Genomic DNA, 17,191 nt, shown 5'->3' on the forward strand with positions numbered 1-17,191 from the left:
AAAAGAGTAAATAGTAGTTTGAATTTTATTTCAAAATACTTAGTTTTTTTTCAATTGGGTTGAGATATGGATTTTGAAAAAAGAATAGAATCGAATATTTTAAAGTATTAGATTGCTGTATAAGGCGTTAATAAAGACTATAGGGCTTATTCGATTTAAATTACATTATATGAGTTAAGAATCAGGGAGATAGTTATGAACTTAAAAGACATTATTTCATTTAATGCACCATACAATCAACAGAATGTTGATAGCTTAATTGAAGGAATTAAATCCCAAAGAATTATACCGTATATAGGAGCTGGTATGTCGATATTGTTTGAAGGGGTTTATCCCTCATGGAGTGGCTTTCTTAATAGTACGTTTGAGCAATATATCAAGATTGATGAGAAAGCAAAATATGATTCTTTTAGCCTTGAAGAAAAAGCAGATTTTTTATATTGTAAAATGGGAAAAATTACATTTGGGGACCACTTAATAAAAACTTTTGGAGAAGAACATTTACTTAGAAATGCAATCGATTTTGTTGATAAACCGGTATATCTGTTACCAATAATATTTGAAAATGGATTGTTAATAACAACTAATTATGATAAGGTAATTGAAAAAATATTCACATTGCATGAAAAAGTTATAACAGTGGCGCACCCTAAACATTATGAATCCCTTAATCGTGCGCTTAGAGAAAGTAAATTATTATTGTATAAAATTCATGGAGATATTGCTGAACCTGACACATCAATTATTTTAACAAAAGAACAATATGAAACTAAATATACAGATCCAAATTTAATTCAAGCATTAAGCCAGGCGTTTATGAGTAAGGAGATGTTATTTTTAGGTTGTAGCATAACTAAAGATAGACCAATTGAATTGTTGTGCCAAATTTCGCAATCGGGTATGAAAAATTATGCTATTATCTCTTGTGAGGGTAATGCTGTAGATGAGAGAAGATTACAATTGGAAAATGAATATTTTACACAAGCTATTATATATCCGGAAGGAAGACACGAGTGCCTTAAGGTGTTACTTGATTATATTGCGGAAACTATCAATCCACAATTATATCAAAGAACAATGGGGAGATATTTACATGAGAATCCTTCGCAAACGGGTAAAACTTGGATTCGCTCAGATACAAGAAAAGGTGTTTCTTCAAATGAGCTAATCAAGTGCGGAGACGTAGTAACTCAATTAGATGGTAATGTAGTCCGTGCCGAAGTTGATATGCCAGACGGCAAATCCATATATGCTGAATTCAATATTGATAGAAACGAGGTAAGTAATGTTGTCATTGACGGATATCCACAGGCATACTCTCTTGATATTCCAAAAAACATTATCGTAAATAAGCAAGAGGGTATGATAATTATTCAAGGTATTGAGTATCGTGCCGAAAAGTACATCCTCAAGTTTGGCGGTTATTTGAATTCCATCTATGATAAGGTTAGTGGCGAACTGCAAGACATCAGTGCAAAAGCACCTGTCGGAATGACCATAACTGTTGATGAAACAAACAAATTATTAAGAATAGTTGCTAAGAGTGCAGTTGCCGTTAATGTACCTAAGGGTAGAGAATAATCATTAGTAGTTGAATTATGTCTAATGTTTAAGATGGACGAGCTGAATAGCAATGGAAGTTAGGAAAGTGATAAATATTTTGACTGCAAATCGAACATAAAGAATTTTATTATATTAAAGAGTTTTCGCTGCTTGGGAAAATATAAGTAGAGACAATTCCAATTTGTGAGGAATTCTAAAACTTCCCATTATGTTTATTTTGTTCAAATCAGAAACATCATTATTCTATTGAAAAAGGGTGATATATTTGTACAGTGACAACTGGTTAAGCTTGGGTTATATTTATGGCGAATGACTTAAAGTTTCAAAGATAGTAGACTATAAAATTTGGACAGATAATTGTAATCAAGTTGTTGGGGTTACAGTAGATTTTGAATTGGCAAATGATTTTCATTATAATTTATCAATTGATGAATGGATGGAATTTCTAGATAAAGTTTTGGGAAACACAAACTTAGAAAAAACACAAAAGTTATTCGAAAAATTCTTATGTGAAAATAATGGGATTTTTAAATTTGAAGACACATTGAATTTATACGGGATTAAGTTTGAAAAGATTGCATTTTATTAAGATCTTTTTATTGAAGACGTATTTCCTATTACGCTTGTTAGCAGAAGGTATGCGCGATACCCCAAATTATGAAACCTATGCATTACTTTTGCAACTATATTGTAAAAGATTTTAGATAATTTTATCTTGCCTTTAGAAATAAAATAAATATTAGAGTAAAGTATTGATAATTTTATGTTTTTACATTATTATGGAGTTCTAACTATTGAAAATTATTGTAAGGTACGATGAAGATGAAAAAAATTTATATAGTGTTTATTGCGTCAAATTTCAAATCAGGAAAATTAATTCGGTTTTTCACGAGAGGAAGATATAATCATATCGCATTTTCACATGAACCATATATATCTGAGGTTTATTCATTTGCTAGATATAATTATTACGAATCCCTTCTTGGAGGGTTTGGTCCAGAGTATTCGAATCGTTACTTATGCCAGGGAAAAGATATCGCAATAAAGATATGTCAGTATGATGTAGCTGAGGAACATTATGAGAGAATCAAGGAAAAGCTTGATTACTATGGAAAAACTAAGACAAGGTATAATATTTTGTCTGTTTTAACTTACCCATTGAAGAAACAGGTGGAGCTTCCGGATACCCATACGTGTATTAGCTTTATGTTAGAGTTACTAGAGTTAAACAATAATATCACCATTAATAAATTAGAAACGATGCTATCTAAGAGTGTTATATATGAAGGGAATTTAAGTAATCGATTATCATACGTAGCAGCTCTAGATGAAGATGAATTTTTTGTTCGGAAAAAGCGGCTTGACGTATGGAGAAAAAACTGTTTGTATTATTATTGGTTATTTGCTACATTGGTTAGATTACATATTTAGTGATGTTCTACCGCTATTACCTTATCACAATTTCTGTGATAGTGTAAGTTAAATAGGAAAGCAATTTGGTAATATGTCAATAACTAATTTGAAATGATTTTAGATAGAAGGGGAACTTTAATAGACCTACGGTCTGATTCAACAGAATAAATAGGGAAGTAAAATCAGTACAACTCTCCTATAAACACGATACGGTGAATCGTACCATAAATGTCGGAGAGTTTTATAGAGCTACGAAATTGTATAAGAAGAGAATTGTATTTTAATAGAGATAAAGTTATATCTATTTGATGAATCTAGATGTATTGGGATTGGAATTTATGGTGTGATTATTATTAGAATAGTTTATTATGCGATACGAGTTGAATGTAGACAATATATCTGGAGTTCTATTAGATATATTGTCTATTTTTACGTTGGTTGCATTAAGAATGTACCAAATTTAGTTAACGATTAACGGTTGTCCTTTATTTTGATTACTTTTTACGAAACTGAGAAGGTGTAACGCCAAACTTTTCTTTAAATAATCTAGTAAAATAAGCCGGGGTATAATATCCAAGTTCAGCAGCTATGTTTGAAATACTTTTTTCAGGTTCATTATTCAGAAGTTCAGCTGCAGTTTCTAATTTAATGTTTATAACATAGGCTGAAAAATTCTGGTTGGTCACACTTTTGAACAAGCGGCTTAAATGTCCGGTACTGACATGAAAAACTTGAGCAACTAAAGAGAGGGAAATTTCTTCTTTCTGATGAGTTTTAATGTACTCAAGTATCTGTTGGATAAAATAAGAATCCGCATTAAGAACTTCTTCATTAAGAAATTCATGGCACATCTGAACGACCAGACAGATACACTCAATAGAGTGTGCAAAGTTTATTGCATGATTAAAATCATTTAATATTTGATCTTTTTTATGTGGATCATCAAATAACCCCAACTCTTTCCCTATATTAAATGCAATTCTGTAAGTCTGAATTAAAAAATTGTTCGCTTCCTGATAGGAACACTCCCCTGATTCTATGATTTGTTGATAACTTTCCATAAGAAATGAAAATTCATCCGGAGTACCATTTCTCACCATTCGTTCGATTTGCTGGTAATCTTGCAGTGAAAAAGAATAGGAAGTATTATCAAGTTTGTGGATCAGTTCATCTGTAAATATATTCCCATAGCCGAAAAGAAAAAAATATTTCATGTATTCGGAAATTCGAGAATACACCTTGGATATTTCTGAAAGATAGAGAACAGGAGCGGAGAACGCCAGATTTATTTTTATATGAAAAATGTCAAATAAATGGTCTGGAAGAAGCTCTAGTTGTTCTGTAAGTGATAAATAATTATCAGGATTCAGATTTAGCAAAATAGCAATTCGATTATCAGGCTGGGCCTCTGCGGTCTGAATGATAGGTTCGCTAAGGAAATCTTTCAGTAGGGAATCGGACTTTGTAATCAAATATTCCCGTTGTTCAAGAGAAAGTTTGTAGAATACATGTTTATCAAATTCGATTAAAAGCAGACAATAATTACTTTGGGTAATATGAATTCCACTAAGCTCTAACTTGTGTAAAAGTTGGCTATCGGAAAGTTCTTTTTTATTGAGAATATCCATAAAAAGTTTGTAGAGTATGACTTGGCTATTTTTATGGAGCATTTTCTGTATATCATCTACCTGATTCTCCAAAAAAGAAAAGGTTCCTTCAATTATAGAAAGATCATCTTTGCTTTCAATAGATGAATAATTTTTTGCCAGACGATTTCGAAGATTTACAATCGGTTGATAGGCTTTACTTGAAATTCTTTGAACGATAACTAGTGAAAGAAGGATGCAAATTAGTGTAATCATAAGAGTAAGCTGATGCTGTGCTCTAACCTCTGCATTGAGTATATTTATTGGGACACAGGAGATATAATGCCATCCGGAATCCTCAGAAACAATTTCATCCAAACGGTAACGAATACCGTTATAAGTTAAAAATGCAGAAATTTCGGTGGAGTCCGACACACTTTTTAGATATTCATAGGAAATAGAGGATGGGCTTTTTTCCAAGAGAAGCTTTTTTTCAGAGTCTAAAATAAAAAAAGAATCATCTTTGGAGGTAGTGGACATATTTAATTGTTCCCAAAGGCTATTAGTATCCAAAGTAATTGCAATAAATCCACTTCCGTTTGTAAAATTGGTATATAAGGGAACGGAACGTAGCATAACTATTTTCTTTACAGGAAAAGAATTGGGACCAGAAGTGTAGTAAAGAATCCCTTTCTCATGCCCGGAAATGGTGGATAGGTAATTCTTAAGTGATTGATCACTATTCAATGGTCTTTTGGAAGCATTATAAACAAGACCTTCAAAACTATCTAGATAAAGGTCTGATGCATACTGATATAAAGAAACCTGAATTACTGAGGAGTTTTGAGCACAGATATTAGTTATACTCTGGTGTAAATTTAGAAATTCAGAAGGTTTTAGTCTATCTCCATATGTAATAAAACGGTCCATTTTTGAAGTCTTAAAACCGTCCAAAAAAGAACTATTTAAAATGGAAGTGAAATTACCATAAAGATATTGATCACTTAGCTGAGAAGCCCTCTTTAGAAACTGTTGGTTGGATTCAATAATCTTTTTATTATATTCGTTTTCTATTCGGTACCAATTTATTCCTGACATTAGGCAGACTATAGTAATGCTGAAGATAGAAAATGGAAGAAGAATGCGATAGTAAAAATTATGTTTCTTGAATGATAAAAGAATTTTTTCTTTCATGGATATAGATATCATAATTATGCTCCTAAGTAGATTAGTATAGACAGAAATTATAACACATTTTTCTATATAATGAACTTAGAATCAAATTTTTTATGTTTGAATCATATATTTCATAGGTATAAAAAACAGAAAAAACAGTAAAAATGGAGAAAATCAAAAATATTACTACTCAATCATTATTTTTTATATTGGCGAATCCGGTTGTCAGGATGATAATGGCAGAGCAGACGAGAAAGGAGGAGCCAGAGATGTCGAAAGTGAAGTCGATGGAAAAAATGGAGAGAAAAAAGAGAAAAAAGAAGGATATTAGTATCTTGCAGCAATATTATAAATGCAGATATTTATTCTTTCTATTAATACCGACTATAGTTTATTTTGTTATATTCCATTATGTTCCAATGTATGGTGTCATCATCGCCTTTAAGGAGTTCTATCCATTAAAGGGGATTATGGGAAGTGAATGGATCGGGTTGGCTAATTTTAAAAAGTTGTTTACCGGGGTTTATTTTCTACCGGTGCTTAGAAATACGCTGATTATCAGTTTTGCCAAGTTGATAGTAGGATTTCCGATGCCTATCATTCTAAGTATCTTATTAAATGAAGTACGATGTAAATGGTTTAAAAAAGGAGTACAAACGATTGCCTATTTACCACATTTTATCGGTTGGGTTCTACTAGCCGGAATTGTGCAACAGGTGTTGTCACCCTCTACTGGAATGGTAAATTATCTGATTCAGCAATTTGGTGGGGAACCTATATTTTTTATGGGAAGTAAAGCGTGGTTTCGCCCAATTGTTGTATTATCTAGTATTTGGAGAAATTGTGGATGGCAGAGTGTAATTTTTATGGCGGCAATTATGGGGATTGATTCACAGCTTTACGAAGCGGCTGATTTGGATGGAGCAGGGCGGCTTCAGAAGATAATGCATGTGACACTTCCATGTATTATACCTACGATTATTATTATGTTTATTTTTGCTATAGGAGGGGTTATGAATGATGATTTTGATCAGATTTATAACATGCTAAATGCAAGAGTAATGTCAGTGGGAGATGTAATAGGAACCTATACTTACAGGGTAGGTCTACAGCAGATGGATTATGGATATGCAACTGCGGTAGGACTCTTTAAAAATGTGATAGCTTTGATTTTGATTACGACAAGTAACTTCTTTTCCAGAAAATTGAGCGGAAGTTCATTATGGTAAGGAGGAAAATCAGATGACTAAAAAATATAATAAATATCGTACACGGATAAATAATAAAATATTTGATATTGTAGTTTATGCAATATTATTGGGGGTTGCTATTATTACAATAGTTCCGTTTTTACAGGTTGCTACAATTTCGCTAAGTCCTGCTCATGTAGCATCTTCTTACGGGCTACATTTATTTCCGAAAGAAATTGACCTAAACGGATATAAAAGTATTTTGAGATATAAAACAATCTGGACATCTTATGGCAATACAATCATGAGAACAGTGCTTGGAACAGGAATCAGTATGATTTTATATGTTACGGGCGCATATCCGTTGGCTAAAAAATATCTTCCCCATAGAAAGTTTTGGACTTTATTTGTTATTTTCACTATGTATTTTTCTGGCGGTATGATACCTATGTATCTTTTGATAAATAATTGGTTGAAAATTTCAAATACCATATGGGCATTGGTACTTCCAGGTGCCATGAGTGCGTACAATCTTATCATCGTCAGGAACTTTTTTGAATCCATTCCAGATTCGCTGGAGGAATCAGCTAGAATTGACGGTGCTAATGATATCACCATACTATTTAAGATTATTATTCCACTTTCTAAGCCATGTCTTGCAACCGTGTCACTATGGTGCATCGTGGCACATTGGAATTCATGGTTCGACTGTATGTTGTATATGAAAGAAGAATCTAAGTATGTTTTACAATATACGCTACAGAGAATCTTAATTGATGGTCAGGTTCAAGATATAAATCTTGTAGATGTAGTTGTTAATACGGATAGCATGAAAATGGCGGCACTGATGGTGTCAATTATTCCTATTATTATAGTCTATCCTTTCATTCAGAAATATTTTACAAGTGGGGTTATGATAGGTGCAGTGAAAGGTTAAATAGTATGGAAGACAATGTATGATACAGGTGAAAATCTGTAGAATAAATTAACTTAAGGAGGATTATATGAGAAAAAATTGGATGAAAATAGCAGCGATGGGAATGAGTATCGTGCTAGCAGCAGGAGCTTTGACAGGTTGCTCTAGAGGAAATAGCAACAAAGAAGATTCCAAGGTAGAAGAACAAGGAGTAGATAAGGGTGGACAAGATGTTTCTAAAGAACCTGTAACTATTGAGTGGTTGGCATATAATACATATTCGCAACCGAATACAGATACTGAAATAGTAAAACAAATTGAGAAAAAGTTTAATGTTAAATTTGAATTTTGGTACGTGGATGACCAGAAGTGGGATGAAATTCTTGGTGCAAAACTATCTTCAGGAGATATGCCAGATGTCATGAAAATAAAGAACACTGCCAATATCCCAACTTATGTAAAACAGGGAATTCTTGCAGAATTTACAGATGAAATGTTGGCTAAGATACCATCCTTTACAAAACAGGTTGAGGAAGCCAATGTAGAAGGAAATGGTCTTATTGATGCATATTATGATGGTAAGAGGTATGCGATTAAAACACCTTCTATTTCTGGAACATATCCCACTGTTTTGGTATGGAGAACAGATTGGTTAAAGAATCTTGGCATAGAGAAGATACCAGCTACTATTGATGAAATGGAAGAGGCCATGTATGCTATTCGCAACAATGATCCAGATGGTAATGGAGTAAAAGATACCTATGGAATGTCCAATACAGCTATGAATGCAGTATTCGGTGCTTACGGTGCCATTCCGTTGAAGGAATTTAGAGGGACAGGAGCGCAGAATCTTTTCTTTACAGAAAAAGATGGTAAAATTGAATTTGCGTGTACACAGCCGGAGATGAAAGCGGCACTTGCTACAATTCAAAAGTGGTATAAGGAAGGTTTAATTGATCCAGAATTCATCACAGGAGAGAATACAGCTGGATACTGGGCAACTTCACAAGCATTTGAAAATGGAAAAGTGGGAGTGACAGGAATGGCATTGGCTTCGCACTGGGCGCCACCAGTAGAAGAAGGAAAAAAGGGTGGAGCATGTTATGAGGGATTTGTGGCAATGAATCCAGATGCAAAATGGGAAGAAACTGTTAACATAGGACCAGCAATTCAGGGGCCAGAAGGAAAATCAGGGACACACACTTGGGGAGCTTTCAGCCCTTCTGGATTTGGTATAACCACAAAATGTGCAGAGGATCCACGAAAAGTAGATGCAATACTAGCCATGATTGAAGCATACTCCTCAGATCCAGAATATGCGCTATTAGCAGGCTGGGGAATCGAAGGTACACACTATGAGAAAACCGAAGAAGGCGGTGTACGACGTCTTGAACCATTTACGAAACCATCCGAATATATACAAGATGGAGTTGGGGTTTTTATGCTTGGAACTAACACTGAATTTGATAGAAGCTTGAGCAAAAACGTATTTGATTTTAGTGATAAGTATAAGACACCTGGATATCAGGATATTTTAGTACCAGCAACAGAGGCAGCAAATCAGTACTTAACTGATTTGAAGATTTTTACACTAGATGCTTATATTAAGATAATGACAGGCGAAGAAAGCGTTGATTATTTTGATACCTTTGTAAAGGAGTTTAACTCCATGGGTGGAGAACAAATTCTAAATGAAATCAATGCAGAAATAGCAAAAAATTAAGGTTAAATATAACAAGAAATAGACAGAGCTTTCACAGAACGGCAATACGTACTGTGCAGGCTTTGTCTGCTATATGGGATGAATGTAGTAATTATTTTGGTAAGGAGATTGTACAATGACAAAACAGGAAGCAATGAGCAAAATGTGCGAGAAAGCAGCGATGCAGCCTTTTCGAACACATGAATATCGGAATATAGGGAAAGAAGAAGATAAGCAGAAATTTATTCATACATTGACAGCTCAGGGTAGATTCTCTGATTTGGGAGACTCTCCTGATGATGCAGTACAAGCACTTCAAAGACTGGCATTTTTGTCAGAAGACTATCACTGGAAATTAGGGATAGACTGGCCAGAGGGACTAAAAAGTATTGTACTTTCTGCGGCAAAATATTATTGCAAAATAGAAGCGGACAGAGAAGATATGGGAGCAAGCAGATTTCATCAATCCATTTTCCGTTTTCCTGTGGCCTCGCTGAATCTATTTTTTATGCTGTATCCAGATATGGAAAGAGGGGAAGCTAAACCAAAACAGTATCCCCTGGAAGCGGGGGCGCGTAGGGAAATCCTTAGGGTTGCATATCAAACATTTTCATTACCTGTGAGGAATGATGAGACAGATAAGAATCCGGTAAGCGTGGAACGTTTTCAGAAGCATGTATGGTGGATTGGAGGAAATGCGCTTACCTATAGACCGGTATTGTATACAGCATTGGCATTTAAAAGTATCGATATGATGCAGGTAATTGCACAGGTAGCGGCTTGTTCCATATGTGCCGTTTCTCAGGCCGTAATTGAGGATGCATTCTGGCAGGAAGGAATATGTGCAGACGGTTTTGGCTGGGGGCATGGTAAACAAGCATATAATAGTGGATATCCAACGGACGGACTGAATGAGGCACTTAATATTTTATCCTATATTGTTGGAACTCCATTTGAAGATGTATTAGAATATGCAGATTTCTCCAAGCTGATTTCTTATATACGTGGGATTACATGGAGTGCTTATGGTAGTTTCTCTGCTCCAATGCAAACAAGAAATATATTTTTAAGAGATAAGAGTAAGAAGAAGACAATGGATGAATTAGCGGTACATATGGCAGAGTATCTAGCAAACTATTTTAGTGCTTACTTGACAGAGGAGGAACGAAGGGAAGTGGATATGCTTCTGGAAAGAAAGTTGTCCTTGGAGATGACATGTAGGGATGGACTGTATAAAGGAGTCCGCTATTTTTGGAATAATGATGACTTAATAAAGAAAAATAAAGGTTTTTATTTTTACGTAAATATGGCATCTAGCCGTTGTGATGGTGTGGAATTTGCAGATATAATGGCAGATAAAAGAAATTATTATACAGCAGATGGCTCTTATACTGTCCTTGTATCAGGAAAAGAGTATGAAGATGTGATGGGAACTTGGCAGGTAGCCCATCTTCCGGGAGTCACAGAACGTTTTATACCAAATAGTGAACTGTTGACAGAGACTAACTGGCATGGTTATCGCAGTAAATTTAACTTTGCTGCAGGAGTTTCTATAGGAGAAAATGGATTGTGTGGTTTTATATATGAGAAAGATGAAATCAGAGAACCAGACGGTGCAGGAGTAATCCGTAAAGAATTTACGGTAGAAATGTGTGGAATACAGGCGTATAAATCCTATTTTATTATAGAAGATACAATTTATTGTCTTGGAGCTGGTATATGTGATATCCATCCTGAACATGGAAGAGAAGTACATACAACTGTAAACAATACACTCCTTTGCAATGATACAGAACCTGTGGAAAAGGATGGATATGTATTTATTGAAAATGACAAAATTCTATATGGAATACGAAAACAGGAAAATAGTAAGATTTGCATAACAAAAGAAAAAAGAAAAACAGCATGGGAAGATCTAAATTACATGAATGAGGGTGAGAAAGAGGAAGAATATCCTGTATTTGAAATTATAGTGGACCACGGGGAAAACCCTCAGAATGCTTCCTATGAATATTTCATGTGTATCAATCATAAAAAATATGAAAATGTAATGGTATTGGAAAATTCAAAAAGACTGCAAGCAGTGTCAAAGAATGATTTTTCAGTAGTGGAAGGGGTATTTTTTGATAGTGAAAAAACACTGAAAATGAAGGACATAGAAATAACGGTGTCCCAACCATGTGCTCTTTTATTACAGCAAGAGGAAGATGGGTACAGGATAGCTGTGTGTGACGCAGAGCAGAAACCGGAATTGAAGGAAGTTATCGTAACGGTTATCCGTGAGGGACATGATAAACAAGAAGTGGTAATTAAGATGCCGGATGGTTTATTCAGGGGAAAACAAGGGGAAGGCTTCTATTCATATAGCAAAAAAAGAAATGAGTTATAGTTCAACCTCAAACAAAGTTTAATGAAATTTTACACAAATGTTATATAAATGGAGGCGAAAAATGAAAAATACTTTAAAAGATTTGATGCTTCCCGCCCCAGTGGAGGGTGGATTTGCTATGGATGGATATTGGGTATGGTGCAGCAGCGTCATCCGAGGGGAGGATGGAAAATATCATATGTTCGCTTCAAGGTGGAGTATGGATTATCCCATGCATCCCGGTTGGTTAGTGGCATCAGAGATTGTTCGTGCTGTTTCAGATACGTCGGTTGGTCCATACAAGTTTCAAGAAGTGGTTCTTCCTGCGAGAGGACCGCAGTACTTTGACGGGCGTAGTACGCATAATCCTCACATCACCAGATGTGGCGATACTTATATTTTATACTATATGGGAAGCACCCATCCTTTCCCGGAGCTAAAAAATCCTTCTGAACTTAAGCATGAGGATGATATTACGGTGGTGGCTAGAGCCAACAAGCGCATCGGAGTCGCAACGTCAAAAAGCATATTCGGACCTTGGAAACGCAGTGATAATCCAATTCTCTTCCCTCGTCCCGAATATTTTGATAACTTTTTTACCTCTAATCCAGCACCCTGTATTGATATGGATGGTGGTTGTACCATGATTTACAAAACACGGACTTACCTGTCCTCGCTAGACGCCCCTTTCCTTCATGGAAATATGTCCTTTGGTGTGGTAAAATCAAAGAGTCCCACAGAGGGTTTTAGTCAGATGCTTGATATTCCTCTCTTTAATGGAGAAGGTTTCGAAATGGAAGATCCGTTCATTTGGATGGACAAAGATGGATACAACCTGATGGCAAAAGATATGAAAGGAAATGTATGTGGCGAAAAAATGGGAGGAATTTATGCCTTTTCTGATGACGGCATACAATGGATTCTTAAACGTGATTCTCTGTTCTACAGCCGTTCAATTTTGTGGGATGACGGTATCGTACGTGAGATGGGCAACCTGGAACGCCCATTTTTATTAATGGAGGATGGTAAACCTGTTTGTGCTTTTTTTGCCACTTCAGACGGGAAAAATGGGGAAGGATTTATGGAATGCACACGAACCTGGAATATGGCGATCCCTTTGCGTGCTGAGGAATAAGTATAATGATGACTCAAATGGAACAATCATGTTAGAGTATAACTTTTATTGGAGAGAGAAGGAGTTAAGTTAATGCACACATTAAAAGAATTAGAAAAATATTCAAGTATTACAATGGATGAGGTAAAAAAGTCTTTAGATATTTCGGTAGAATTAGTATTACATAACTTAGATGAATTTACGAATCATTTCCCAGATTCTAATAGTAATAATATGTTTTATCCAAAAACAGAAAATGTGGAATGGACCACAGGTTTTTGGACGGGGGAAATATGGCTAGCTTACGAAATGACGGGACATGAGAAATTAAAACATGCAGGTAATATACAAGTTGAAAGCTTTCTAAAAAGAATAATAGAAAAGGTAGATGTAAATCATCATGATATGGGCTTCTTATATTCTCCTTCTTGTGTAGCTGCCTATCAGTTAACAGGTAATGAAACAGCTAAGAAAGCTGCTATAATGGCAGCAGATAATCTAATGGAACGTTTTATTGAAAATGGGCAATATTTTCAAGCGTGGGGTGAAATAGGAGCAAGTGATAATTCAAGACTAATTATAGACTGCCTATTAAATATGCCATTACTATTTTGGGCATCAGAAGTAACAGGTGAGAGTATATATAGTGAGAAAGCAGAAGCTCATATTAAAACAGCCATGAATTATGTAATACGACCAGATAATTCTACTTATCATACTTATTATTTTGATGCAAAGACAGGAGAACCTATGAAAGGTGTTACTCACCAAGGTAACAGAGATGGTTCTGCCTGGTCAAGAGGACAGGCATGGGGAATCTATGGTGCAGCCCTTAGTTATAAGAAATTAAAAGATCCAATGTATCTAGAAGTATTTAAAAAGGTTACGGATTACTTTTTAGAACATCTTCCAGAAGATTTGATACCTTATTGGGATTTTGACTTTGATACAGGAAGCAATGAACCAAGAGATAGTTCTGCCGGAGCGATAGCTTGTTGTGGGATGCTTGAAATGGCAAAATATATGACCAACGAAGATTCCTTATATTACACTGAAATGGCGAAAAAAATATTAAAAGCATTAGTAGATCGTTGTCAAGTAACAGATACTGCTTTATCCAATGGCTTACTCCTTCATGGTACTTATGCGAAAGATTCCCCAAACAATCCATGTCATAATCGTGGTGTGGATGAATGTAATACATGGGGTGACTACTTTTTCCTAGAGGCACTAGTAAGACTTCATAAGAATTGGAAACCGTATTGGTAAGAAGATGTTCTTAAAATTATTTGGTTAAGACATTACAATAGTAATTTTTCTGGCTCTATAATTATGTTGAAGTATAAGTATAAACATATTCACATACTCCAATAGATATAATAAAGCCATGTTTTTAAGAGTAGAGTACAAATTAGTGTACCCTGTTCTTTTTACTTTATAGGAAACTTCGAGTTTCCTATAAAGGGGTATAAAAGAAGGTATGAGTAACATTTACATTGAATCAGTAGAATTATGAGTGGAGATACTTTATAATAGATAAAAAATAGTAGGAGGCTTAACTTGAAAAACGGTATTTATTTGAACGATTCTATTCATGGATTAATTCCATTAACAGAATATGAAAGAAGAATCGTTTCAACAATTGGTTTTAATCGTCTCCATGACGTATATCAAAATTCTACGGTATATCTAACATTTCCAACCAATCGAACCAAACGATTTGAACACTCCGTTGGTACGATGAAACTTTGTTCTGATATGTTTTTTCAATCGTTACTGAATACAACAGATTCTATGTTGAGTGAATTCTTTGAAATCTTTGATAGAGAATATGCAACGATTTTAGATAGATTAAGACAGCAGATGGATGTTTGTGAAGAAAAATTAGGTAGCAGACTCCCGAAGGCGATGCCGCAGATTGAACTAGATAAGTTGAGACATTCCCTTATACCGAACAATATCCCTGATCAGTATAAAGTCATTCATCTTATCCTCATACAATCTATCCGTGCAGCAGCATTGTTACATGATATTGGACATCCTCCCTTTAGTCATATAGTCGAATTTGCGTTGAAAGATGTTTACCTGGAATATAAAGACAAAGCAGTTAGTGAACAGGAAAATGCAAAAGAATTTGTCTCGATTATGTCGAAATACTTTGAGGGTAATAAGAAATTACACGAACAAATGGGTGACGAGATCAGCGAGGGTATTTTAAGCAAAATTATCATGCCAATTTCAGAGGATGATGAGAAATACGATGAAAATTTATTTGAACTTCTGATATTAGAAAGTGTAAAAAGAATTTTTGCAGAGGATGGGGCATTCAAGTATCTTCATAGGATTATTGATTCTAGTTTGGACGGAGACCGCTTGGATTATGTGACGAGAGATGTAATCAATTCGGGAAAGGATTCTGGAAAGATAGAGTATAGCAGAATTATTAATGATATGCAGTTGTTTGTCGAGAATGGAGAGATTTTTTTCTGTGTTCCAATAAAAGCAGTAAGCTCGGTAGAGGATTTTGTTAAGCGTAGATATAATAGCTATAAAGATATTATTTATCATCATAGAGTCATCCAATCTGATTATATTCTGGAAGGAATCGTAAAAGATTTGGTGAAGAAATATTTGAATGAAACAGTATCGGAAACACAGCGTGACAGCGAAGTACTGATACCATTTGATATCTCAGGACTTTGGTTTCCATTGGGGGATAAAAAGTCAGCAATCCAAGCAAATGCACTTTCTCAATGGAATGACTCCTGGTTAACGACCGTACTCCGGCAAATTTATTATACAGAATATTATCATAATGAAGAAATCGAAGAAGGCTCTGGGGATTTTGTGTTGGAACAACGTCTGGCGGAATTGCTGCGGAATAGCAAGCGGTATCATTCCCTGATTAAACGGAGTGAGAATTTTAAGATTATTGACGACGCTGTGAAACTAGAGATAATAAAACAAAAAGGCAAGATTGAAGAGTTCCTAGGGAAAGAAAATGAGCCATCTTGTGGGGATAAATCCACGGAGCTGATTCATCAAATGTTAGAGAATTCTATGAAAAATTCTTCTGGCTTTATTTTGTCCTTTATTTGGAGATATAGTAAAGAAATGAAAATCGAAGCCTTTGAACAGATGGTTAGAGAAATCGTGGAAGTCGAAACAAATCATATCGTTACTAATCTTAAGACTTATGATACGGTTACTTTATTTAAACGGATTTCGATTGGATTAGATTCTCCAATTTATTTCTATAACCATAAGGAAAAGATCAGTACCTTAAAGGATATCAGCGGAATTGCTGACATTTTACAGCTTGATTCCGATTATCTGCCAGTCTTCTATATTTATATTTTAGCAAAAGACAAGGATGGGGTTCTAAAGGAGAAAAGAGAAGAACTGTTAGGTTGCATCGGTAAACGAATCGGTGCCCAGATTATGAGAAGATTGGGAATTTGGGAGGAGATATCATGACAAAACATAATATCTATACAATGAGTGTCGCTAGTGTCTATCCACTTTATGTTACGAAGGCAGAAAGAAAAGGACGTACGAAAACAGAAGTTGATGAAATCATCTGTTGGCTGACAGGATATAGCCCGGAAGGATTACTAGAACAGCTAGAAAAGCAGACGGACTTTGAGACCTTCTTTGCGAATGCTCCGAGGCTGAATCCATCCAGAGCTTTGATTAAAGGTGCTGTATGCGGTGTTCGAGTGGAAGATATTGAAGAGCCGACTATGAAGGAAATTCGTTATTTGGATAAGTTGATAGATGAATTAGCAAAGGGGAAAGCGATGGATAAGATTTTACGGAAAGAAAATTAAATTTAGTATTTATAAAACTATCTTTGCTAATACTCTTGTTATGATATGTATGCAAGACCGTTGATCAGTAAATGGTAGATAATTTGTTTGATTCAAATACATTTTTTTGTCGAGTCAATGGTCACCAAGAATCATGAGGGTCAAGGAGTACCGGAGAATATAGAGTTGGATGGAATGGAATGTGGAGAGAAGTATGGATATGGAGAGGTAGATGGATGGTGATGGGGGAATGGCACCTAAGTGACACCTTTTGGTATAAAGATTGCTAAAGAATTTAGGATTGAAATTAGTCTTAAAAAGTGTTATGCTACCAACGGTAAACAAAAAATCTGT

Annotated in this window: 12 protein-coding genes; 11 read left to right on the forward strand and 1 reads right to left on the reverse strand. The window is 35.0% G+C overall.

Going from position 1 to position 17,191, the window contains the following annotated elements; all coding sequences use genetic code 11:
* Positions 1-195 precede the first annotated feature (195 nt).
* Together CPHY_RS20610 and CPHY_RS04930 are read left to right on the forward strand one after the other, a co-directional pair.
* The gene (locus CPHY_RS20610; protein WP_012198955.1) at positions 196-1,581 is read left to right on the forward strand and encodes an SIR2 family NAD-dependent protein deacylase; all 1,386 of its coding nucleotides are present in this window, start codon (positions 196-198) and stop codon (positions 1,579-1,581) included.
* Positions 1,582-2,379: 798 nt separating this feature from the next.
* Positions 2,380-2,994, forward strand: a complete 615-nt coding sequence (locus CPHY_RS04930) for a hypothetical protein (protein ID WP_041703209.1) — start codon at positions 2,380-2,382, stop codon at positions 2,992-2,994.
* Between the two features lie 476 nt (positions 2,995-3,470).
* Here CPHY_RS04930 and CPHY_RS04935 read toward each other — a convergent pair whose 3' ends face one another.
* Complete coding sequence (locus CPHY_RS04935) at positions 3,471-5,771, reverse strand: helix-turn-helix domain-containing protein (protein WP_012198957.1); 2,301 nt, start codon at positions 5,769-5,771, stop codon at positions 3,471-3,473.
* A gap of 236 nt (positions 5,772-6,007) precedes the next feature.
* Between CPHY_RS04935 and CPHY_RS04940 the strand changes: the two genes are divergently transcribed.
* The 9 genes from CPHY_RS04940 to CPHY_RS22285 all read left to right on the forward strand — a co-directional run bounded on the left by CPHY_RS04940 (position 6,008) and on the right by CPHY_RS22285 (position 17,080).
* Positions 6,008-6,967, forward strand: a complete 960-nt coding sequence (locus tag CPHY_RS04940; RefSeq protein WP_242657966.1) for an ABC transporter permease — start codon at positions 6,008-6,010, stop codon at positions 6,965-6,967.
* A 13-nt stretch (positions 6,968-6,980) separates the two neighbouring features.
* Positions 6,981-7,865, forward strand: a complete 885-nt coding sequence (locus CPHY_RS04945) for a carbohydrate ABC transporter permease (protein WP_012198959.1) — start codon at positions 6,981-6,983, stop codon at positions 7,863-7,865.
* A gap of 67 nt (positions 7,866-7,932) precedes the next feature.
* A complete protein-coding gene (locus tag CPHY_RS04950) occupies positions 7,933-9,567 on the forward strand; it encodes an extracellular solute-binding protein (protein WP_012198960.1) in 1,635 nt (544 codons plus the stop codon).
* A 115-nt stretch (positions 9,568-9,682) separates the two neighbouring features.
* Positions 9,683-11,935 (forward strand): polysaccharide lyase 8 family protein, encoded by a 2,253-nt coding sequence (locus CPHY_RS04955; RefSeq protein WP_012198961.1) that lies wholly within the window; start codon positions 9,683-9,685, stop codon positions 11,933-11,935.
* Between the two features lie 61 nt (positions 11,936-11,996).
* Positions 11,997-13,049 (forward strand): glycoside hydrolase family protein, encoded by a 1,053-nt coding sequence (locus CPHY_RS04960; RefSeq protein ID WP_012198962.1) that lies wholly within the window; start codon positions 11,997-11,999, stop codon positions 13,047-13,049.
* 72 nt (positions 13,050-13,121) lie between these two features.
* Positions 13,122-14,297 (forward strand): glycoside hydrolase family 88 protein, encoded by a 1,176-nt coding sequence (locus CPHY_RS04965; protein ID WP_012198963.1) that lies wholly within the window; start codon positions 13,122-13,124, stop codon positions 14,295-14,297.
* A 291-nt stretch (positions 14,298-14,588) separates the two neighbouring features.
* Entirely contained in the window at positions 14,589-16,505 is a 1,917-nt protein-coding gene (locus CPHY_RS04970) for an HD domain-containing protein (protein ID WP_012198964.1), read from the forward strand.
* On the forward strand, positions 16,502-16,858 hold the full coding sequence (locus CPHY_RS04975) for a DUF2200 domain-containing protein (protein ID WP_012198965.1): 357 nt from the start codon (positions 16,502-16,504) through the stop codon (positions 16,856-16,858). The genes CPHY_RS04970 and CPHY_RS04975 overlap by 4 nt, the downstream gene beginning before the upstream one ends.
* Before the next feature lie 87 nt (positions 16,859-16,945).
* Positions 16,946-17,080 carry a hypothetical protein gene (locus CPHY_RS22285; protein ID WP_278183985.1) on the forward strand — a complete coding sequence of 45 codons (135 nt, stop codon included), beginning with the start codon at positions 16,946-16,948 and terminating at the stop codon, positions 17,078-17,080.
* Positions 17,081-17,191: the final 111 nt, after the last annotated feature.

This window comes from Lachnoclostridium phytofermentans ISDg (assembly GCF_000018685.1).
Lineage (GTDB): Bacteria > Bacillota > Clostridia > Lachnospirales > Lachnospiraceae > Lachnoclostridium > Lachnoclostridium phytofermentans.